We start from the raw sequence: 19,184 nt of genomic DNA, 5'->3' as shown, positions 1-19,184 counted from the left end.
CACTGAAGTACAAGGGCATTTTTCAGTCTAGCAAGCCTGGGGATTAGAACTTGTAGTTCACACCCAGCATGTAGTTACGACCATAGTTCTGGTAGTCGCGAACGAAACGCTGATCATCACCTGTGTAGGAGATGAAAGGCTCGTTGGTCAGGTTGTTCACCTGGAACAGAACCGACAAGCCGTACAGGGCTTCGATGCCACTTTCAGAGAAGTCATAACCCACCTGGGCATCAACCACGGTTTCGGCCTTAACGTTCACATGGGTACGTTTCAGGCTGATTTCCGTTACTTCACCCAGGAAGTCTGAGCGGTAACGTGAGCTGATACGTGCCTGGAAACCACTGTTTTCGTAGTAAACCGTGGCATTGAAGGTCTTCTCAGACAGGCCTGGCAGTGTAGTGGGTTCACTGTCGGCTGTTTCCTTGACTTCGCTTTCATTGTAAGTACCGCTCAGGTACATACCGAAACCTTCCATCTCGGGTACGAAATAACCGAAATCCAACTGCACAGTGGCTTCGATACCGCGAACGTAACCACCGTTACCATTCTGTGGTTGAGTCACCTTACCGATGGGATTACCTGTTTTTTCTGGGAACAGCTCACCGAAGTTAAAATCGCTACGCTGATCGTAGACGTAGTTTTCCAGATCCTTGTAGAACATGGCTATTGCGAAATAGCCCTGATCGGCAAAGTAATTTTCGTAGCTGATATCATACTGACGGGCCAACCAGGGGCGCAGCTGTGGATTGCCGCCACCACCGGTCCAGTTCGGATTCCCCGCTGATGGGATCTCAATGTAGCTGTAGGCGACGTTGGCATTCATCTTGTCCATGCGGGCACGGGTCAAGGTGCGGGCCGCTGCCAGGCGTACCACCTGATCTTCTGCCACTTCGAATGCCAGGTTCATGCTGGGCAGCCATTCCAGATAGCTGTCACCGGCGGTAACTGGAGTTTTCTCTACTTTTTTGGTTTCAGGATTAACAGTCGCCGCTGTGCCGTTGGAGCTTTGGTCTGTGTGTACTGCCTGCAGGCCGACGTTACCGGACAGCGGCAAACCAAAGACTTCGGTTTCCAGGTTGGCTTTGACAAAACCGGTGGTGACTTCCTCATTAACCAACCAGGAGTTGGTGGCACGGCCGAGATCAACCTTATCGGCGTTGGTTTCGATGTAGTTGCCATCGTTGTAGAAAGCCAGGGAGTCATAGCTCAGCATGTCACCCATGCCGAAAAACGCCAGAGAGGTTGGATCAAGCAGGTACTTCGCCGGAATCGTCAGCATTTCAGGATAATCTTTCAGGGTCAGATAGAAACCCTGGTCCAGCTTGGACTTTTCGCGCTCGGTGTAGTTGACACCGAATTGCACGCTGCGCACGGCACCGCTGTCGAGCACATACTCGGCGGCCAGACGCATGGACTTGAGTTCATCCTCAATTTCGGGTTTGTTGATAAAACCGTCCTGGCTGTCCGGGCCAACCGGGTTACCCCAGCTGAAGGCACCGCCAAGCTTGATCAAATTGGGGTCGGCATAATTCAGATCATGGGTAAATTGATAACGGCCATCGCCTTGATAGGTGAAGCCCAGGGTGTCGGTGGCACCATTGCCATTGCCACGGCCGGTGCCGCTGTAGCTTTCCATACCTATGTCGGTACGGTTGGCCTTGGACAGGGCGATATCCGCCTCCAGACTCCAGTTGTCATTGACTATGTACTTGTTATTCCAGCCCATGGACAGGGCGTCGGCGTCGCGGGTATTGATGTCGTTACGCACTACAACGCCCGCATTGTTGATAACGCCCTGGGTCACCAGACCGTTGTCTTCGCTAATGGCAGTGATACCGCTATTTGCCCAACCTCCGCCCCACTGGCCAGGTATTTCGATGCCTCGCAGCAGTTGTTGGTCCTTGAACTGGGAGTAATACACATCCAGTAAGCTGTGGAATTGATCGTTTGGCTGGTATTCCAGCACCATCAGGAAACCGTCACGTTCCAGCTCGCTGGAACGGACGAAAGGCTTGGCTCCACCCAGTACATTTGGTTTGGTGTCATCATAATCCAGGTTTGGATAACCCCACGCCTGCCAACGCTCTTCCTGGTTGGGAGACTGCATGCGGGCATAACCGAAAGCAAATCCCAGGGTGTCATCGAGGAATTGATCCACATAGGAGATACTGGCGCGATAACCTTTATCAGTGCTGTCGCTGTTAAGCGCGCCCAGATCGTTCAGTTCGCCGCGGGCTGAAACGGCAATGGTTTGTTCACCGTGGGCAAGGGGGCTGATGGTGCGCATGTCGACGGTGCCGCCGATGGATTGGGCCATCAGGGTTGCATCGGGCGTTTTGTACACCACAACCTGGTTAAGAAGTTCAGATGGGTACTGGTCAAACTCAACACCACGGTTATCGTTGACCGAGGCCTGTTCACGGCCATTGAGAGTGGCTGTTGTAAAGTCTGGGCCCAGACCACGGATAGAGATTACGTTGGCGCGACCGTCAAGACGTTGCGCAGCAACACCGGGCAAACGTGCCAGAGATTCAGCAATACTGACGTCGGGCAACTTGCCAATATCTTCGGCCGAAATGGCCTCAACCACCGAAGAGTTGGACATCTTGGTGGCTTGGGATTCTTGCAGTGAACGGCGGATACCGGTCACCTGAATAACTTCAATGGATTCGTCTTCAGCTTTTTGGTTGGCAGCATCTTCTGCGGCGAGCGCGCCGTAGGAATACATGCTGGCACCGGCGGCTACCAGTGCCAACGTCAGTAGGCTCGGTTTATATTGGAACATTCATCTTTCCCCTTTGTCGCTATAGCTCATGTCTTAGCTTATAAGTGTTGGGACAACAGTCATTTGTAGTAGTGTATTTGGCGTTAACGCGCTTACCTGACTGCATAAGTGCCGTTTTTATAACCAAATTGTTGCACAACGGTGAAGATACTACTCCCGCCATTTGGGCTTGCTCAATCGTGTGCATACGTATTCAAAAGGCCCATGGAGCAGGATTGTGACGCCGTTATGGTTAAAAAGAGGGCTTTTTCATACGAACAAGTGCTTGTTACTCATTGTTTAATATAGGAATAGAACATTCTGTCCGCCAGCTGCGATGAGGAATGATCTCTGCATACGTATGCAGCCGTATTGAAGGCGGTTTCCCAGTTCACGTATCCTCGTTTCAATCCTAAAAGGCGTCAAACCGCTTACCTCGGGGCAACAAAGTTGTAACCCTGACATCAGTGCAGATGCCGGCCATAAAAGTAAAAAAGAGGCGAGAATGAATGAGTTAGCCTGGTGGCGCGGTGGCGTCATCTACCAGATCTATCCGCGCAGTATGCTGGATACCAACGGCGATGGCGTCGGCGATCTCAAGGGCATCATTGCCAAGCTGGATTATATCGCCAGCCTGAACGTGGATGCGATCTGGATCTCGCCCTTTTTCAAGTCACCAATGAAAGACTTCGGTTATGACATCAGTGACTATCTGGCCATCGACCCATTGTTTGGCACCATGGAAGACTTTGATGAATTGATTGCCAAGGCCCATAGCCTGGGACTCAAGGTCATCATAGATCAGGTGCTGAGCCACACCTCGGATGCCCATGCCTGGTTTGAAGAGAGCCGCCAAAGCCGGGATAACCCCAAGGCTGCATGGTATGTATGGGCCGATCCCCGTGAAGACGGCACCCCGCCCAACAACTGGCTGGCCATTTTCGGCGGCTGTGCCTGGGAATGGGAACCCCGTCGCCAGCAGTACTACCTGCACAATTTCCTGAAAAGCCAGCCGGATCTCAATTTCCACTGTGAAGACGTGCGTCGTGCCGTGCTGAACAATGTGGAGTTCTGGCTGAAAAAAGGCGTTGATGGTTTCCGCCTCGATGCCATTACCTTCTGCTTCCATGATGCGGAGCTCAGGGATAATCCGGCCAAGCCCAAAGATCAACGTCAGGGCAGGGGCTTCTCGGAAGACAACCCCTATGCCTACCAATATCACTATTACAACAACACCCGTCCCGAGACCGTCGGTTTTATCGAGGAGTTGCGGGCGCTGATCGACCGCTACCCAGGTACCGTGACCCTGGGGGAGGTGTCTTCTGAAGACTCTCTGGCCACTATGGCCGAATACACCAAGGGTGATGGCCGCCTGCACATGGCCTACAGCTTCGAACTGTTGACCAAGGATTACAGTGCCGGTTATATCCGCAGCACGGTGGAAGCCCTGGAAGCCAGCATTGGTGACGGTTGGCCCTGTTGGGCCATAGGCAATCATGATGTGGAGCGGGTACTGAGCCGTTGGGGTGGTGCCGATGCGCCTGCTGATATGGCCAAGATGCTGAGCGCCATGCTCGCCAGTTTGCGTGGCAGTATCTGCAGCTATCAGGGTGAAGAGCTGGGGCTCACCGAAGCCGACATTCCTTTTGAGGCCCTGCAGGATCCCTTTGGCATTGCCTTCTGGCCCAACTTCAAGGGCCGTGACGGCTGCCGCACCCCCATGCCCTGGCAGGCGCAGGCAAAGGAAGCCGGCTTCAGCAACAGCAAACCCTGGCTGCCTTTGGCTCCCGAACACTTGCCCAAAGCTGTGGATGTGCAGGAAAGCGCCGAAGGTTCAGTGCTGAACCAATTCCGCCGCTTTATGGCCTGGCGTAAACAACACCCGGCTTTGGTGGTGGGTGATATCAAATTTATCGACAGCAAAGAGCCTTTGCTGCTGTTCATCAGACAATGGCAAAATGAGCAATACCTGGTGGCCTTTAACCTCGGTAGCTCCGAAGAAAGCCACGAGCTGCATGGCTTAAAGGTGTCAGAAGGTCTCCAGGGCCATGGGCTGGTCGCGGGGCAACTTGTGGGGGATAGCCTGAGTCTGCCGCCCTATGGCAGCTTTTTTGCCAAGCTGAGCTGATTAAATCTAATTATTGGATGAAAAAATCTGATGCATGATTAAGCCTGGAGACGGGCTTAATCGTTGACCAGGCGCCGGGTTTTCATCAGTATCAGTCGAAGATGGAATACTTTATACATAGCGACAGCGGTCGAGGTTGACCCCTGAAGCCGGCCTGGCGTCGCAAATAACGATAACAACAGAAAGAGAGGAAGCTATGGCAAGCAGTATCAACACCGGGGCTACGGTCCAAGTGACGGCAACAGACGGCAAATACGGTTTTGCCCTGACGTCGCTCACGTCGCTGTTCTTTATGTGGGGTTTTATTACCTGCCTGAATGATATTTTGATCCCGCACCTCAAGGGCGTGTTCTCACTGAACTATACCCAGGCGATGCTGATCCAGTTTTGCTTCTTCGGCGCTTACTTCCTGGTGTCGGTACCGGCAGGGCAGTTGGTGAAAAAACTCGGCTATCAGCGCGGTATTGTCACCGGTTTGGTGGTTGCGGCCATAGGTTGCCTGTTGTTTTACCCCGCGGCAGCGGCCATATCCTACGGCTTGTTCCTCGGTGCCTTGTTTGTGTTGGCGTCCGGCATCACTGTACTGCAGGTGGCTGCCAACCCCTATGTGACGGCACTCGGCAATCCCGAAACCGCCTCAAGCCGTCTGACCCTGACCCAGGCCTTCAACTCTCTTGGCACCACAGTGGCGCCTTTTTTCGGTGCTGTGCTTATTCTGTCTGTGGCCAGTGGCGCAGCCCTGGACGCCCAGGCCGAGGCCGATGTGGTCAAGCTGCCTTATCTGTTGCTGGCAGGCATGCTGGGCCTGCTGGCACTGGTGTTTTCCAAGTTGTCATTGCCCGTCATCCACAGCCAGGAAGACGCGGTTGCTGAACCTGTCCGCAGCGCCTTGAGCTACCGTCACCTGGTGCTCGGCGCCGTGGCTATTTTCGTATATGTGGGCGGTGAAGTGGCCATCGGCAGCTTGCTGGTGAACTTCCTTGGTGATGAAAAGGTGGCCGGCATGGCTGAAGCCGATGCGGCCCATTACATCGCCTATTACTGGGGTGGTGCCATGGTGGGGCGTTTTATCGGTTCTGCCGTGATGCAAAAAGTGGCTGCCGGTAAGGTGCTGGCGTTCAACGCTCTGATGGCGGCGGCGCTGGTGATGCTTGCCATGGGCAGCGAAGGCCAGCTGGCCATGTGGTCGATTCTGGCCGTGGGGCTGTTCAATTCCATTATGTTCCCAACCATTTTCAGCCTGGCACTGCGGGATCTCGGTCCTGCCACTTCACAGGGCTCAGGTGTGCTGTGTCTGGCCATTGTCGGTGGCGCCATCATCCCGCTGTTTCAGGGCATGCTGGCCGATGTGGTCGGGCTGCATCTGTCCTTCGTACTGCCGGTCCTTTGCTACGGCTACATACTGTTTTATGGTCTGCGCGGCTCACGCCTGGACTGATATTGCAGGCGCTATTGCCGAGTTTGAAAGGGGCCCTGCGGGGCCTCTTTTTATTTTGGCGGATTTTTCACGCCGTTTGCGGCTTTCGGGGCAGGTTCGCCTTGCGCCCGCCGGCGTTAACGCCTAAGATCCGGCGGTTTTCTTCACCCGGATCCTGCCATTATGTTATCTCCCTTGTCTGCGTCTTCCTGCGAATTGGTGCTCGGTGTTCTCAATCAGGTATTGATTGAAGGTGCGCCCCTGGACAGAGCCTATTCCAGGCACTTCTCAGGACTGCAACTGGCACCTGCCGAGCAGGCCAGGATCGCTCTGGTCACGGGGGATCTGCTGCGGCGTCTGAATCTGTTTTGCTATTTGGCCGACATAGAGCCGGCAAGGGTGGAGCGTGAAGGTTCGCGGCTTATCAACGCCTGGCACCTGTTCCATGAACTGCCACTGCCGAAAATGAAGTACGCCTTACCGGTGGATGCGGCCGAATTCGCAGGTCGTCTGGCACAGGCTCGCAACCAAGGGCCACTGTGGGATGGTTGTCCCGCCTGGTTGGATACCCTGGGCCAAGCGGAGCTGGGTGAGGCCTGGCCGGCAGAGCGCGCGGCGCTGGCGCTGGCACCCAAGCGCTATCTGCGCAGCAACGGTCTCAAGTGCGATCCGCAGGCGCTGATGGCCCGTCTCAAGGGCGAAGGCGTTGATACCCAGCCGGTGGCCGGTGTGCCCTCGGCGCTGGAAGTGACCTCGGATGCTGCGCTGTTTCGCACCCAGAGTTTCGCCGATGGTTGGTTTGAGCAGCAGGATGCTGGTTCGCAGCTGGTGGCCGATGCCCTGGATGTGGCGCCCGGTATGCGGGTGATCGATGCCTGTGCCGGTGCCGGCGGCAAGACCCTGCATCTGGCAGCCAAGATGCAGGGCCGTGGTCGTCTACTGGCCATGGATGTGGAGCAATGGAAGCTGGATAACCTGAAGCAGCGTGCCCGCCGCGCCGGCGCCCACAACGTCGAAACCCGCCTCATTGCCGGCAGCAAGACCATCAAGCGCCTCAAGCTGTCCGCCGATCGGCTGCTGCTCGACGTACCCTGTTCTGGCCTTGGGGTACTCAAACGTAACCCCGATGCCAAGTGGCGTGACACCGAAGAACGTTTACCTGTGCTGATGGAGTTGCAGGAACATATTCTCGGCAGCTACAGCCGGATGTTGAAAGTAGGTGGCATACTGGTTTACGCCACCTGCTCGATACTGCCATCCGAAAACCGCCGTCAGGTGGACAAATTTCTTGCGGCACAAAGCAACTTCCGCCTGTTGGATGATGAGTGTATTACGCCAGCAAATCAGGGTTTTGACGGCTTTTATCTTGCGCGCATAGAGAGAATCGCAGAGTAGCAACCAAGGGGCCGCTGGTTTATCCCGGCTGCCCCTGCAGGGTTAGCAAAAGGCGCCGCGATCCCCCCGCATCCCTGTGCTCCCCGAGATACACGCCTTGCCAGGTACCCAGTGCCAGTTGTTGCCGGTTAACAGGCAGCAGCAGGCTGGTACCAAGGATACTGGACTTGATATGGGCCGGCATGTCATCCGGGCCTTCATCCAGGTGTCTGAAGTAAGGCGCGTTTTCAGGGACCAGGCGATTAAAGAAACGTTCGAAATCACCCCGGACATCGGGATCGGCATTCTCATTGAGACTGAGGGAGGCCGAGGTGTGCAAGAGTTGCAGATGCAGCAGGCCACAGCTCACCGCAGGCATGCCTTGCAGCGCGGCATTGATTTCCGCAGTGATCAGATGAAAGCCCCTGGCTCGCGCTTTGAGATTAAGTGTGTGTTGCTGCCACATTGAAAACTCCTTTTGCTGTCAACGAGGCGCCAGTGTAGGCGCTGTCCCCGGGGACGGCAAGACTGACGCCGCCGCGCTTTTGCGGTAAGATCGCCCCAGACTTTTTCTATTTAAGTGCCCCCAGACGGGGCGCAGCAAAAGAGGTAAACCATGGCCCGCGCCTGTGCACGACATATTCTGGTCAAAACCCGCGAAGAGGCAGAAAAGCTCAAGGCCCGTATCACCAAGGGCGAGGATTTCGGCAAGTTGGCCAAGCAATATTCCCTTTGTCCATCAAAGCGTCGCGGCGGCGATCTGGGGGAATTCGGCCCCGGACAGATGGTCAAGGTATTCGATGACGTGGTGTTTAAAAAGCCGGTGCTGGAAGTTCATGGTCCGGTCAAGACCCAATTCGGCTTTCACTTGATCCAAACCATCTACCGCAGTTGATCCCATGGCCGATGTGCCATCTCTGGCTCCGGACTACTATCTGGGCAATTTTCTCAGCCTGTTGGGGGGACTCGACAGGTATCGCGATCTGCTGAGTGACAGCGAGCTGGGGTTTCTTGCACGCTTCGACCAACTTGGCCATGACGCCCGCTGCCTGCTGGTCAGACTGTTGTTGCGCAAGGGGCAATGGTTCAGGATAAGCAAACTTCGCTATCCGGAACTGGATGATTTGCCCTCGGCACTGAATGAGCTGCGCCTGGCGGGCTTTATCGAAACCGGGCTGGCCGCGCCCCATTCTGAGCTCAATGCCTTACTGACTCTGGCCGAGTGGCGCACGGCGCTGGTCTCTGAGGACCCCAAGTCCGCGCCCCTGGGCGTAAGCAAGGGCGTAACCTTGGACGTAAACAAGGGCGTAACCAAGGCCGAGTTGGCAGTTTTGATAGAACAGAAAGGCCTGTGGTCGAGCCTGGCCGAATATTGGCGCAGCGATTGTCTCTGGCTGCGGGACGATCCCATGGCCCTGTTCAAGTTGCTCTATTTTGGCAACAGTTATCAGGATCTCAGTGAATTTGTGCTTGGTGATATGGGGCTACGGCGCTATGAAAACTATGCCGTAGACAAGGCCCTGCGCAGGTTCGATACCCGGGCCGACATAGAAGCGGCGCTTTTGCTGAGCCAGCTCAGTGAGCAGCTTGAGCTGAGCGGCCGTACTCTGGAGCGCGATGAACTAGAGCTTATGCTGGCCCAGTGCCCCCATCCCTTGGCTACTGGGGGAGGGCTGGAGGATAAACGCCAGCAGTTAAGGGGGCGCATTGCCCGGGAGCTGGAGCGCAGGGGGGCTGATGACCTTGCCCTGACAATTTACGGGGAACTGGCGCAGACGCCGGCTCGGGAGCGCTCGGCACGTTGTCTGGAGAAACTGGCACGCTTTGAAGAGGCCCTGGCTGTGGTGGAGGCCATGATAGCCAATCCCTGGGACGAGCAGGAGTTGGCGGCGGCAAGGCGCATGGGGCCGCGATTGGCCAGGCAGCTTGGTAGGCCTTGGCTTAGGGCGCCGGCTTCGACTATTCCAGGGCAGCAACTGGCGCTTCCTCCCTTTGAAGGCAAGGTTGAGCAGGCCGCCATCGCCTGGTTCGAGTCGCGGGGCCTGCGGGCCTGGCATTTGGAAAATGCCTTTGTCTGCGGCATTTTTGGCCTGGCGCTGTGGGATATTATCTTCATGCCGGTCAAGGGCGCCTTTGACAATCCGTTTCAATCCCGGCCAAGGGACATGTACCGCCCCGGCTTTGTGGCGGCCCGGCAAGTTGCCCTGGAAGAGCGCCTGCAGCGCCTGCGGGAAGGGGAACTGTCGATATTGACCCGGCATTTTGAAACCAAGCAGGGCTTGGTTAACGATTGGGTCAACTGGAAGCAGTTTGACGGCGAGGTGCTTGCGGCTGTGCTTAGCCACCTGGATGGGGCGCTGCTGACGGATTTGCTCGAACGTATGCTTAAGGATCCGCAATTTTACCGCAGCGGTTGGCCGGATCTGCTGGTGCTGAAACAGGATGGGCTGGCCTTTGTGGAAATCAAGGGCCCGGGTGACAGGCTACAGGACAGCCAGCGTCGCTGGTTTGACTGGTTCCAGGCGCGGCAACTTGACGCTTCGGTACTGCATATCAGTTGGCTGACAGGGGACTAGTATCGCCGGGCAGCTCCAGCTCCAGGCGGGCCAGAAGCAGCTCTTCACCTGTCAGGGTGCGGGTATTGGTCCCCTGACATTGGGGACAGATCATGCTGCGGTTGTGGGCGGGTCCGCTGGCGCCGCAGTCATTGCAGCCCAGGGTCAGGGGCACTATCTCCAGTTCAAGCTCGGCCCGTTCACAGAGACTGCCCAACTTGAAGCCGTCAAAGGCGGTGGCGAGCAGCGCCGGTTCGACGCCGCTGACTTCCCCCAGCTGAACCTTCACATGGGTGACACCAATGGCGCCTTGTTCCCGCGCCAGGCGTTCACACTGCTCAAGCAGCGCCGCCACTATGGAGAACTCGTGCATCAGCAGATCCTCGGCAGCAATTCACCCTGGGGCAGGTCGAGGTAGCGTCGTCCCCCCCAGGCGGTGGTCAACACCACTCGGCCCGCGTGATCCTCGCACACTTCACCTATGATGGCGGCCTTGCTGCCGCCGTCAAAACGGCGCAGCACTTCCAGGGCGCCTTCGGCATCGCGCTTAGGCAGCGCCAATACGAAGGTGCCTTCGTTGGCGAGATCTGTGGCCTCAAAGCCATAGAGTTCACACAGTCCCTGCACCTCGTCGCTGATCGGCAGACGGGCTTCTTCAAGGGCTATGCCGACACCGGAGCGAACGGCCCATTCGTTGAGCACGGCAGCGATGCCGCCGCGGGTGGCATCGCGCATGGCGTGCAGCTCAAAGGGAAGAGCCAGCAGTTGCTCGACCACTTGCCACAGGCTGGCGCAATCGCTAATCAGATCCGACTCCAATTGCAGACCTTCCCGGGCCATCAGAATGGCGGCGCCGTGCCTGCCTATGTCGCCGGACACCAGGATGGCATCTCCCGGCTGCAGTTTTGCTGCCGACAGGCCCGGACGCAGCACCCGGCCGACACCTGTGGTATTGACAAACAGTCCATCGGCGCAGCCCTTGGGCACTACTTTGGTATCGCCGCAAACGATGCGGGCACCGCTTTTTGCCAGCTCCGCTGCCATGCTTTGGATAATGGTTTTCAGTTTGGCCAGTTCAAAGCCTTCTTCTATCACCAGGGCCAGGCTCAGGTACTGGGGTTCGGCGCCCATCATGGCCAGATCATTGACCGTGCCGGCTATGGCGAGTTTGCCTATATCACCACCGGCAAAAAACAGCGGCGATACGGTGAATGAGTCTGTGGTGAAGGCGCAGGGGCCGCTCAGGTTGAGTACGGCGGCATCCTCTTCGGCTGCCAATATGGGATTGTCAAAGGCGGTAAAAAACAACTCACGGATCAGTTTGGCCATCTCCAGGCCGCCGCCACCGTGGGCCAGTTGGATCTGTTTAAGGGACGTGCTCTGTTTAAAGGACATTCGGCCCTCCGCTGTATCTGTAATAGGCATTGCAGGCACCCTCAGAGCTGACCATGCAGCTGCCAAGGGGCGTCTGGGGGGTGCAGCCACGACCGAATACCCGGCAATCCGTGGGATCGGCGAGACCTCGCAGTATGTCGCCGCACTGGCAGGCCTTGTGATCGTCAATTTGCACTATGGGCAGGCGCTCACCGTAAACCCGCTCCGCGTCCCGGTGTTGATATTCGTCTCTGAGTTTCAAGGCAGACTTGGGTATGGGGCCGAGGCCACGCCAGCGAAACTCGTCCCGCACTTCCATCACCTGATTGACCTTGGCCTGAGCCGTGCGGTTACCTTCGGCCGTGACCGCGCGGCTGTACTGGATTTCCACTTCGCTGCGGCCCTCGTTTTTCTGCCGCACCAGGCGCAAAATGGATTCCATCAAATCCACGGGCTCAAAGCCGCTGACCACCACAGGGGTGTGATATTTGTCTGCGGCAGGTCGATAAATGTCGGCACCGGCAATCACACTGACATGGGCCGGTCCGATAAAGGCGTTTACCTTGGTGGCGGGCTCTGCCATTACGGCGTCCATGGCCGGAGGCACCAGCACGTGGTTGATGTGGAAAAGCAGGTTATCCAGCCCCAGACGTTCGGCCTGTTCCAGCAGCACTGCGGTCATGGGGGTGGAGGTTTCAAAACCTATGGCAAAATAGACGACGGTTTTGCCGGGATTGTCACGGGCGATGGCAAGGGCATCGAGTGGATCATAGAGGGCGCGGATATCCAGACCCTTGGCCCTTTGCTGCGCCAGGCTGCCATGGGAGCCCGGCACCCGCATCATGTCGCCCAGGGTCAGCAATATCACTCCCGGTTGGGTTGCAAGAATCGCCGCCTGATCGATGCGCTCCTTTGGCATAATGCACACAGGACAACCGGGTCCATGGATAAAACGTATGTTGCTTGGCAGCAGGCCAGGCAGACCATATTTCATTATGGTGTGGGTATGGCCGCCACAGACCTCCATAATGTTCAGTGGCTCGCTCAAGTGGGCTGCGTCCTTGGCAATGGACACGGCCAAGGCGGCCATGGTGTCCGGATCACGGAATACCCGGTACAAACTCTTGAGTTCAAGCATTTTCATCGCTCTCCATGCTTGAAACTATATCCTTGTATGTTTCTATGCTTTTCAGTGCATCTTCTTTATCAATTTTATTCATAACAAAACCGATGTGGATCAGCACGTAGTCGCCGATGGTCAATTCATCGGCCAGCAAATGACAACTGACTTTGCGCCGTACGCCGAGGGTATCTACAGTGACCGCGGCTTCATCGGGATGCAGTGCCACCACCTGTGACGGGACCGAAAGACACATCAGCGCTCTCCCTGCCGTTGCAGGCTATTGGGCTGGTCAGCGAATCTTTGACCGTGATCCTGTGCCAACCAGTCGGCCAGTTCGGCCATACCGCGGCCATCCTTGATGGAGATCTGGATAACCTTAACCTTGGGATTAATGGCGTGAAGCGACGTCAGCGCCTCATCCAGACTGAAATCGAAATAGGGCAGCAGGTCGCACTTGCTGATCAGCACCAGATCGGCGCGGCGGAACATGACCGGATACTTGGCTATCTTGTCATCACCTTCGGGTACCGACACCAGCACTATGTTGCGATGGCAGCCTATGTCGTAGCTGGCGGGGCACACCAGATTGCCGACGTTTTCCACAAAGGTGATATCGACCTGGTTGCCTTCAAGGTGGTGGAGGGCGCCATGCACCATAAAAGCGTCCAAATGGCAGGCGCTGCCGGTTTGAATTTGCACCGCTTTGATCCCGCGAGCCAGCAGGCGGTCGGCATCGCGACTGGTTTCCAAATCCCCTTCAATGACCTGAAAACTCAGGGGCGTGAACTGACCAAGGTATTCCAGTAAACTGGTTTTGCCGCTTCCCGGGCTGCTCATCAGGTTATAGGCGCTCATGGCACCGGCTTCGAAGTGGCGGCGGTTATGAACGGCCTCACTGTCGTTGCGTGCCAGGATCCTGTGGATACTGCTGAGGGTTTTCGGATCCTGCAGTTGGGGATTCTGTCGCAGCGTGTCCTTCATGCTGTCCTGTGTCAGGCTGCAGCCGCAATCTTTACACATTTGGCTTTGTCTCCTTGCTCTGGGGCGTGCCCCGGATATTCAGTGTCTGTCTTTCGGCACCCGAGTGCCTTGATTCAGGTCAGGCTTTCGCCCTTATTGCCGTGCAATGCCGCCCACAGTTGCCCCAGGGCGATACCGCCATCATTTACGGGCACCTGGCCCCAGGGCAGCAGGGTTCGACCCCTTTGCTGCAAACCGGCCACACAGGCATCGGCCAGGGTTCGGTTCTGGAACACGCCGCCGCTGAGGACCACGGGCAGGTCGGGATAGTGGTCAGCCAGTTCGAGCACGGCCCGTGACAGGGCCAGAATAAACTGCCGGGCCAGATCGGCCTTCAACCGGTCAGCACTGACATCTGTGCCGGCGCGAAGGGCATCTATCATTGCCAGGATCAGTCCATGGCCGTCGAGCACAAAGCCCTTGTCATCGGGGGTTATCGCCAGGCGCAGAGAATTGGACGACCCATTCTTGTGCTGTGACTTGGCAGCCAGGGCTTCGAGATACAATCCTGCCTGGCCTTCAAACAGTATGGGCCCTTCGAAGCCGAGCAGGGCCGCTGCCGCATCGAATAAGCGCCCCATGGAACTGCATTTGAGCCTACTGGAGCGGGTCAGGCGCAGCAGGTTGGCCCGCTGCAGCTCCCCGAGCCTTTCCAGCGCCGGCAGCTTGAGGGTGTGAATGCTGTCATCAACCAGCTCGTCGGCAAGCAGGCCAAGCAAGACGCGCCAGGGCTCGGTGGCGACCTTGTCACCGCCGGTGACGGCGAAACTGCGCACATGGGCCAAACGCCGGTAGCCCGACGGCCGACACAGCAGGACCTCACCGCCCCATATTTCCCCGTCATCTCCCAGGCCGCTGCCGTCGAAACAAAATCCCAGCACCGGGGAGCTGATATCGTTTGCCGCCATGGTGGCCAGCACATGGGCGTGGTGGTGTTGCACCGGCAACAGGCCTTGCCCCGCTTGTGCCCTGGCATGGGCCCAGCGACTGGAGCTGTAATCGGGATGGCGATCGCAGGCGATGCCCGCGGGGGCTATGCTGTACAAGCGCTGAAAGGTCGCCAGGGTACGTTCGAAATAGGCCTCGGCTTCGACGCTGAACAAGTCGCCAATGTGGGGGCTCAGAAACAGGTGCGAGCCCAGATTCAGCGCCAGGGTATTTTTTTGCTGCGGTCCCACGGCCAACCAGTCGCCGTCGGTTTCCCGCTGACTGTCAAGCCGACTCTCAAGGCACAGGGGGGCATAGCCACGGGCGAGGCGGATCACCTGCATCTGCCCGCCGGCCCATTGCACCACGCTGTCATCGCAGCCATTCACTATGGGGCGGTTATGATCGAGCACAGCGTCCACCACCTTGGCCAGACGCGCCAGCACCTGCTCTGAGTCCGTGATGATGGGATCTCCGCTCTGGTTGGCGCTGGTGGCAACCAGGGGAAAGCCACAGCGTGCCAACAGCAGCTGGTGCAGCGGTGTGTAGGGAAGAAATAATCCCAGTCTGTCGATGCCGGGGGCCACTGCCTCACAGACAAGCGACTGTTGTGGCTGTTTATGCAGCAGCACTATGGGTTTTTCACGGCTGCACAGCAGTTGCCATTCCTCCTGCGACCCGATAGCGAGCTGTTTGGCGCAGTCAAGATCGGGCACCATCACGGCAAGGGGCTTGGCTGGCCGGTGTTTTCTTTGCCGCAGCAGGGCAACCGCATCTGCATTGCGGGCGTCACAGACCAGATGGAAGCCGCCAAGGCCCTTGATGGCGAGTATGTTTCCGGATGCCAGCATATCTGCCGTGAGATCCATGGCGCGGCTGCTGTCATCACACAGCACTTCTCCCGAGACACTGAGCAGGCTCAAGTGCGGTCCGCAATGGGGACAGCTGACGGGCTGGGCGTGGTAGCGGCGGTCCATGGGATCCCGATATTCACCTTCACACTCGGGGCACATGGCAAATGCGGCCATGGAGGTATTGACCCTGTCATAGGGCAAGGCCCGTATCAGGCTGTAGCGGGGGCCGCAGTGGGTGCAGTTGGTGAAAGGGTAGTCAAAGTGGCGATCTTCAGGATCGCGGATTTCCGCCAGGCAGGCTTCGCAACTGCTCTTGTCCGCCGACATCAGCACAGTGGCCTTGTCATCCGCCTGACTGGAGCGGATCTCAAAATCCTGGGGCGGCCATGGAGGCATGGGCAGTGGGCTTTCATGGATAAAATCAATTCGCGCCAGGGGCGGGGGGCAATGCCTGAGTTGCTCAATAAACCGCGCCAGCTGGGTGGGCTCACCATAAAGGTCGATATGTACCCCACTGGCGTCATTGAGCACATGCCCCCGGAGGGCCAGTTCCCTGGCCAGGCGGTAGACATGGGGTCGGAAACCCACCCCCTGAACTATGCCGCCCACATGCAGGCTTATGGCTTTCATGGCGCAGTTTCCCGCTGCTGGCTTGAGCGGCGGGCAGGGCGGTCAAATAAGGCGCCCACCGCCAGTAGACTGCCGCCGAGATCCAGCGCCGGATTGACCCTGAGCCTGACGTTTTTTCCCAGACGCAAGGTCAGCCGCTGGGCCAACACAGGATTATTGAGATCCTGTCCGGCCAGTACCAGCTGTTCTATGCCCAGTTGCTGATCCAGGTGCTCCACCCAGTTGGCCAAATAATCCGCCAGTGAGTCCAATACCCCAAAGGCCAGACGACTGCTGTCCTTGTCTCCGGCAAGGCGGAAGCTTATCAGGGTGCCGAGCATGCGGCGCCAGTCTATGGTGCGGCCCTCGCTGCCCCACACCAGGGGGAAATCGACTCTGGGGGCATTGTGTCCCCTGTGGTGGGTGGCGCTGGCGGCCAGGGCGGCTGCCAGTTGTTGCTTGCTTTGGCGGTAGCCCAGCCCCAGCACACAGGCGGCCGTGGCAAGCAGGCTTTGCAACGAATCAGTGCGGGGACTGGTCCCATGGCTGAGGTTCAGCTCAGACAATGCCAGACATTCGTAAGGAAACTGTTCACGGAATTTCTGTATCAGCTCGGGAGCGCCGCTTAGCAGGGCCTGATAAAGCTGTAATCCCGTCGCCGGCAACGGGCTCAGGGACAAAAAGACCTGTTGCTCTGCCTGGGCGTCATAACCCTGCAGCTGCATGGGGCCTTGATGACCAAGGTAAAGCACTGCGCTATTGGCAAGAGCCTTGCCCCGGCGCAGCAGTGTCCCCTGCAGCGCCAGCCGGGCGGGATCCTTAATTTCGGCCCCATGGGTAAGGGGTTCAAGTTGCAGTTGCTCCGGGCCGCACGAACGGGCGCGCCAGGCCCCGGTATCCGACTCGGTTTGGGCAAACAGGGATTCACTGAGCGTCAGCTTGAAGCTTTGGCTGCGCTGCACCGGCATCCAGGTTCCCGCCAGCTGACAGACCTCATCCCGGGCCCCATCCTGTGACACATGCACCCAATCCATACCGGCCCGGGCCAGCGCGGCCGTCAGCAGCAGCTCCAGACGACTGGCGGCGAAGCGGCAACGATACCAGTGTAGGTTCAGTAACTCGTGTCCGGGCAGGGGCGTGAGCCGAACCCAGGGTTTCTCCAGGGCCGACAGCGCCAGTTGTTGCTCTGCATCGGCCAGCAAATGTTTTGTCAGCACCTTGGGATCGCAAATAAGCAAGCTGGCGCAGTCAGCGTTTTCCGGCGCCGCCCGGTAAGCGTACGTCACACCGCCAAGGACTGCGCTTTTGCCATCCGCCAGCACGGCCACGGCTGTTGCCAATTCATCCGCTGTGATGGCCCGGGCCCCCGGCGTCAGTTGTTGCTCGCCATGGCAGCAGGGGCAGCTCAGCGATAATTGCCGGGGCAAATCATCTTGCACCTGACTGAACCAGGGCAGGCAGTGGCTGCAAAATCCAAGACCTGCCCCCATGTCTTCCATGGGGGGGATAGGCACGGTTGCTGTCAAGCTGTCGGGTGTTTCGACAAGCTCCAGCCCCGGCTTACCCAGCGCCAGCGAGACCGGTAGCTCCCGGGCCAGGAGATCGGCCAACTGCTCCAGTTGTTTCTGACTGCCACTGGCATCCAGCAGGTAATGAGACTGGCCGCTCACATTGTGATACCCGATCGCCAAATCCAGTTCCGCCGTCGCCAGCAGTCGATTTAAATAGCTGTGATAGAAAGGGACCGGCCTGTGGCAGGGAAAGTAAAATCTAAGAGTTTTCATGAATTGGGATCTGCCCTTGCCAGGCGCTTGGGATCAGCTCTTCTATGGGGCGGTGTTGGCGGCGCTCCACCTCAAAGCCAAGGCTTCGAAGGTGCTTGAGCACCACCTCTTCCATCAGGGGTACCACGCCGAGCAGCTCGGGACTCAGGCCCAGACGCATGGGTTCCAGGCGGGTAGGGGTCACACCCAGCACCCAGGTTTTTGGTCTGTCCCCGAGCATTTCCATCATGGTCAGGGTTTGCAGCATCTCCACTTCGTGGGCGCTGCCCTGCCAGTCAATTTCGGCGGGTGCTTTGTCGAAGTCAAAGAAATACACCTGCCCCGGATTGGCTCCGGCGGCGTTGACCGTATCCACCAGCAGCATTTCATCAAATTGGCTGATGATGGGGGTCAGCCCCTGGGCCAGGGTGCCGCCATCCAACAGGGTCAGACTGTGGAGTGGGTGGCTGAAGCGATAGTTTTCTTCCATGTAATGGAGGAAATGGACGCCAATACCTTCATCGGCGAACAGCACATTGCCTATTCCCAGCAACAAAAACTTCATGGTGCCTCCCCGCTGCGCCTTGGCTTTTAACCACTCAGTGCCTGTGATAGTCGTAACCGCTGACTATGACTTCCACCGAATTGTGCTTGAAGCGGATGCCTGTCCACACCGCCATGTAAATGTGTAACACCAGAAAAACGATGAATACCCAAGCGACATAGTGGTGCCAAAGTCGGACGCTCGCCAATCCGCCCATCACACTTGTGATCCAGGCGGCAAAATCCGACAGCATACCGCCCATTCCCAGGTGATAAACCTGGGCATAGAGGGTCAGACCCGTGATGCAGATGAAGATCGACGCCACCGCTATGCCTGTGTACACCAGCAGTTGCAGTGGGCCGTAGACACCGGCTTTTTTCAACTGTCCAATCCAGAAATAGGACTTCAGCTGGGCTATCCAGCTCTTAAGCGAAAAAAGATCACGGACACTGCGTCGCTCAACGTCGTATTTACTGAAGAAAAACAGGTAGGTACGCACAGCTGTAACAGCGCACAGCAGGAAGCCGGCGATAAGGTGGCCAAAGCGGATCCATCCCTGAACCAATACATCCGAATTCTCCGGCGCCACCAAAAACGGCCAGGCGAGATAAAAGCCGCTGATGAGCAGTACAGTGATGGCTGCGGCCCTTAACCAGTGGGCAGCTCTCAGGGCTCCGGTAAATACCAGGGTACGTTTGAATTCTCTGACTTCCTGAATGTGCTTGTCCATGT

16 protein-coding genes are annotated in these 19,184 nt (G+C 57.5%); 5 read left to right on the top strand and 11 right to left on the bottom strand.

Annotated elements, in window-relative coordinates:
* Nucleotides 1-43: 43 nt before the first annotated feature.
* On the bottom strand, nucleotides 44-2,785 hold the full coding sequence (locus tag JYB85_RS09580) for a TonB-dependent receptor (RefSeq protein ID WP_207379136.1): 2,742 nt from the start codon (nucleotides 2,783-2,785) through the stop codon (nucleotides 44-46).
* 484 nt (nucleotides 2,786-3,269) lie between these two features.
* Between JYB85_RS09580 and JYB85_RS09575 the strand changes: the two genes are divergently transcribed.
* The 3 genes from JYB85_RS09575 to JYB85_RS09565 all read left to right on the top strand — a co-directional run bounded on the left by JYB85_RS09575 (nucleotide 3,270) and on the right by JYB85_RS09565 (nucleotide 7,704).
* Complete coding sequence (locus JYB85_RS09575; protein WP_207379135.1) at nucleotides 3,270-4,892, top strand: alpha-glucosidase; 1,623 nt, start codon at nucleotides 3,270-3,272, stop codon at nucleotides 4,890-4,892.
* A gap of 196 nt (nucleotides 4,893-5,088) precedes the next feature.
* Nucleotides 5,089-6,330, top strand: a complete 1,242-nt coding sequence (locus JYB85_RS09570) for a sugar MFS transporter (protein WP_207379134.1) — start codon at nucleotides 5,089-5,091, stop codon at nucleotides 6,328-6,330.
* A 159-nt stretch (nucleotides 6,331-6,489) separates the two neighbouring features.
* Nucleotides 6,490-7,704 carry an RsmB/NOP family class I SAM-dependent RNA methyltransferase gene (locus JYB85_RS09565; RefSeq protein WP_207382025.1) on the top strand — a complete coding sequence of 405 codons (1,215 nt, stop codon included), beginning with the start codon at nucleotides 6,490-6,492 and terminating at the stop codon, nucleotides 7,702-7,704.
* A 19-nt stretch (nucleotides 7,705-7,723) separates the two neighbouring features.
* Here JYB85_RS09565 and JYB85_RS09560 read toward each other — a convergent pair whose 3' ends face one another.
* Nucleotides 7,724-8,149, bottom strand: a complete 426-nt coding sequence (locus JYB85_RS09560; protein WP_207323935.1) for a secondary thiamine-phosphate synthase enzyme YjbQ — start codon at nucleotides 8,147-8,149, stop codon at nucleotides 7,724-7,726.
* 150 nt (nucleotides 8,150-8,299) lie between these two features.
* On the opposite strand from JYB85_RS09560, the gene JYB85_RS09555 reads away from it, so the two are divergent.
* Entirely contained in the window at nucleotides 8,300-8,578 is a 279-nt protein-coding gene (locus tag JYB85_RS09555; protein WP_207379133.1) for a peptidylprolyl isomerase, read from the top strand.
* A 4-nt stretch (nucleotides 8,579-8,582) separates the two neighbouring features.
* A complete protein-coding gene (locus JYB85_RS09550) occupies nucleotides 8,583-10,259 on the top strand; it encodes a VRR-NUC domain-containing protein (RefSeq protein WP_207379132.1) in 1,677 nt (558 codons plus the stop codon).
* Here the strand turns inward: JYB85_RS09550 and JYB85_RS09545 are convergent.
* From JYB85_RS09545 to cybH, 9 genes are all read right to left on the bottom strand, one after another.
* Nucleotides 10,237-10,611, bottom strand: a complete 375-nt coding sequence (locus JYB85_RS09545) for a hydrogenase maturation nickel metallochaperone HypA/HybF (RefSeq protein ID WP_207379131.1) — start codon at nucleotides 10,609-10,611, stop codon at nucleotides 10,237-10,239. The two genes, JYB85_RS09550 and JYB85_RS09545, sit on opposite strands and share 23 nt — an antisense overlap.
* Entirely contained in the window at nucleotides 10,611-11,633 is a 1,023-nt protein-coding gene (hypE, locus tag JYB85_RS09540; protein WP_207319839.1) for a hydrogenase expression/formation protein HypE, read from the bottom strand. Before hypE ends, JYB85_RS09545 begins: the two co-directional genes overlap by 1 nt.
* A complete protein-coding gene (gene hypD, locus JYB85_RS09535; RefSeq protein ID WP_207382024.1) occupies nucleotides 11,623-12,750 on the bottom strand; it encodes a hydrogenase formation protein HypD in 1,128 nt (375 codons plus the stop codon). Before hypD ends, hypE begins: the two co-directional genes overlap by 11 nt.
* Nucleotides 12,743-12,988: a HypC/HybG/HupF family hydrogenase formation chaperone gene (locus JYB85_RS09530; protein WP_207379130.1), complete on the bottom strand. Its 246-nt coding sequence runs from the start codon at nucleotides 12,986-12,988 to the stop codon at nucleotides 12,743-12,745. Before JYB85_RS09530 ends, hypD begins: the two co-directional genes overlap by 8 nt.
* Nucleotides 12,988-13,755: a hydrogenase nickel incorporation protein HypB gene (gene hypB, locus JYB85_RS09525; RefSeq protein WP_207379129.1), complete on the bottom strand. Its 768-nt coding sequence runs from the start codon at nucleotides 13,753-13,755 to the stop codon at nucleotides 12,988-12,990. Before hypB ends, JYB85_RS09530 begins: the two co-directional genes overlap by 1 nt.
* Nucleotides 13,756-13,829: 74 nt before the next feature.
* Entirely contained in the window at nucleotides 13,830-16,166 is a 2,337-nt protein-coding gene (gene hypF, locus JYB85_RS09520; RefSeq protein WP_207379128.1) for a carbamoyltransferase HypF, read from the bottom strand.
* Nucleotides 16,163-17,929 (bottom strand): Kae1-like domain-containing protein, encoded by a 1,767-nt coding sequence (locus JYB85_RS09515; RefSeq protein WP_207379127.1) that lies wholly within the window; start codon nucleotides 17,927-17,929, stop codon nucleotides 16,163-16,165. The genes hypF and JYB85_RS09515 overlap by 4 nt, the downstream gene beginning before the upstream one ends.
* Nucleotides 17,916-18,473 (bottom strand): HyaD/HybD family hydrogenase maturation endopeptidase, encoded by a 558-nt coding sequence (locus JYB85_RS09510; RefSeq protein ID WP_207379126.1) that lies wholly within the window; start codon nucleotides 18,471-18,473, stop codon nucleotides 17,916-17,918. Before JYB85_RS09510 ends, JYB85_RS09515 begins: the two co-directional genes overlap by 14 nt.
* Nucleotides 18,474-18,507: 34 nt before the next feature.
* Nucleotides 18,508-19,182, bottom strand: coding sequence for a Ni/Fe-hydrogenase, b-type cytochrome subunit (cybH, locus tag JYB85_RS09505; RefSeq protein WP_207319833.1), 675 nt, complete (start codon nucleotides 19,180-19,182; stop codon nucleotides 18,508-18,510).
* Between the last annotated feature and the right edge of the window lie 2 nt (nucleotides 19,183-19,184).

The sequence above is a fragment of the Shewanella sedimentimangrovi genome, assembly GCF_017354965.1.
In the GTDB taxonomy this organism is placed as follows: domain Bacteria; phylum Pseudomonadota; class Gammaproteobacteria; order Enterobacterales; family Shewanellaceae; genus Shewanella; species Shewanella cyperi.
This window is presented reverse-complemented; position numbering and strand designations above follow the sequence as displayed.

Bases quoted from the DNA above. Each gene is read 5' to 3' on its own strand.
- JYB85_RS09580 (WP_207379136.1), bottom strand. From the start codon at position 2,785: ATGTTCCAATATAAACCGAGCCTACTGACGTTGGCACTGGTAGCCGCC.
- JYB85_RS09575 (WP_207379135.1), top strand. From the start codon at position 3,270: ATGAATGAGTTAGCCTGGTGGCGCGGTGGCGTCATCTACCAGATCTAT.
- JYB85_RS09570 (WP_207379134.1), top strand. From the start codon at position 5,089: ATGGCAAGCAGTATCAACACCGGGGCTACGGTCCAAGTGACGGCAACA.
- JYB85_RS09560 (WP_207323935.1), bottom strand. From the start codon at position 8,149: ATGTGGCAGCAACACACACTTAATCTCAAAGCGCGAGCCAGGGGCTTT.
- JYB85_RS09555 (WP_207379133.1), top strand. From the start codon at position 8,300: ATGGCCCGCGCCTGTGCACGACATATTCTGGTCAAAACCCGCGAAGAG.
- JYB85_RS09550 (WP_207379132.1), top strand. From the start codon at position 8,583: ATGGCCGATGTGCCATCTCTGGCTCCGGACTACTATCTGGGCAATTTT.
- JYB85_RS09545 (WP_207379131.1), bottom strand. From the start codon at position 10,611: ATGCACGAGTTCTCCATAGTGGCGGCGCTGCTTGAGCAGTGTGAACGC.
- hypE (WP_207319839.1), bottom strand. From the start codon at position 11,633: ATGTCCTTTAAACAGAGCACGTCCCTTAAACAGATCCAACTGGCCCAC.
- hypD (WP_207382024.1), bottom strand. From the start codon at position 12,750: ATGCTTGAACTCAAGAGTTTGTACCGGGTATTCCGTGATCCGGACACC.
- JYB85_RS09530 (WP_207379130.1), bottom strand. From the start codon at position 12,988: ATGTGTCTTTCGGTCCCGTCACAGGTGGTGGCACTGCATCCCGATGAA.
- hypB (WP_207379129.1), bottom strand. From the start codon at position 13,755: ATGTGTAAAGATTGCGGCTGCAGCCTGACACAGGACAGCATGAAGGAC.
- hypF (WP_207379128.1), bottom strand. From the start codon at position 16,166: ATGAAAGCCATAAGCCTGCATGTGGGCGGCATAGTTCAGGGGGTGGGT.
- JYB85_RS09515 (WP_207379127.1), bottom strand. From the start codon at position 17,929: ATGAAAACTCTTAGATTTTACTTTCCCTGCCACAGGCCGGTCCCTTTC.
- JYB85_RS09510 (WP_207379126.1), bottom strand. From the start codon at position 18,473: ATGAAGTTTTTGTTGCTGGGAATAGGCAATGTGCTGTTCGCCGATGAA.
- cybH (WP_207319833.1), bottom strand. From the start codon at position 19,182: ATGGACAAGCACATTCAGGAAGTCAGAGAATTCAAACGTACCCTGGTA.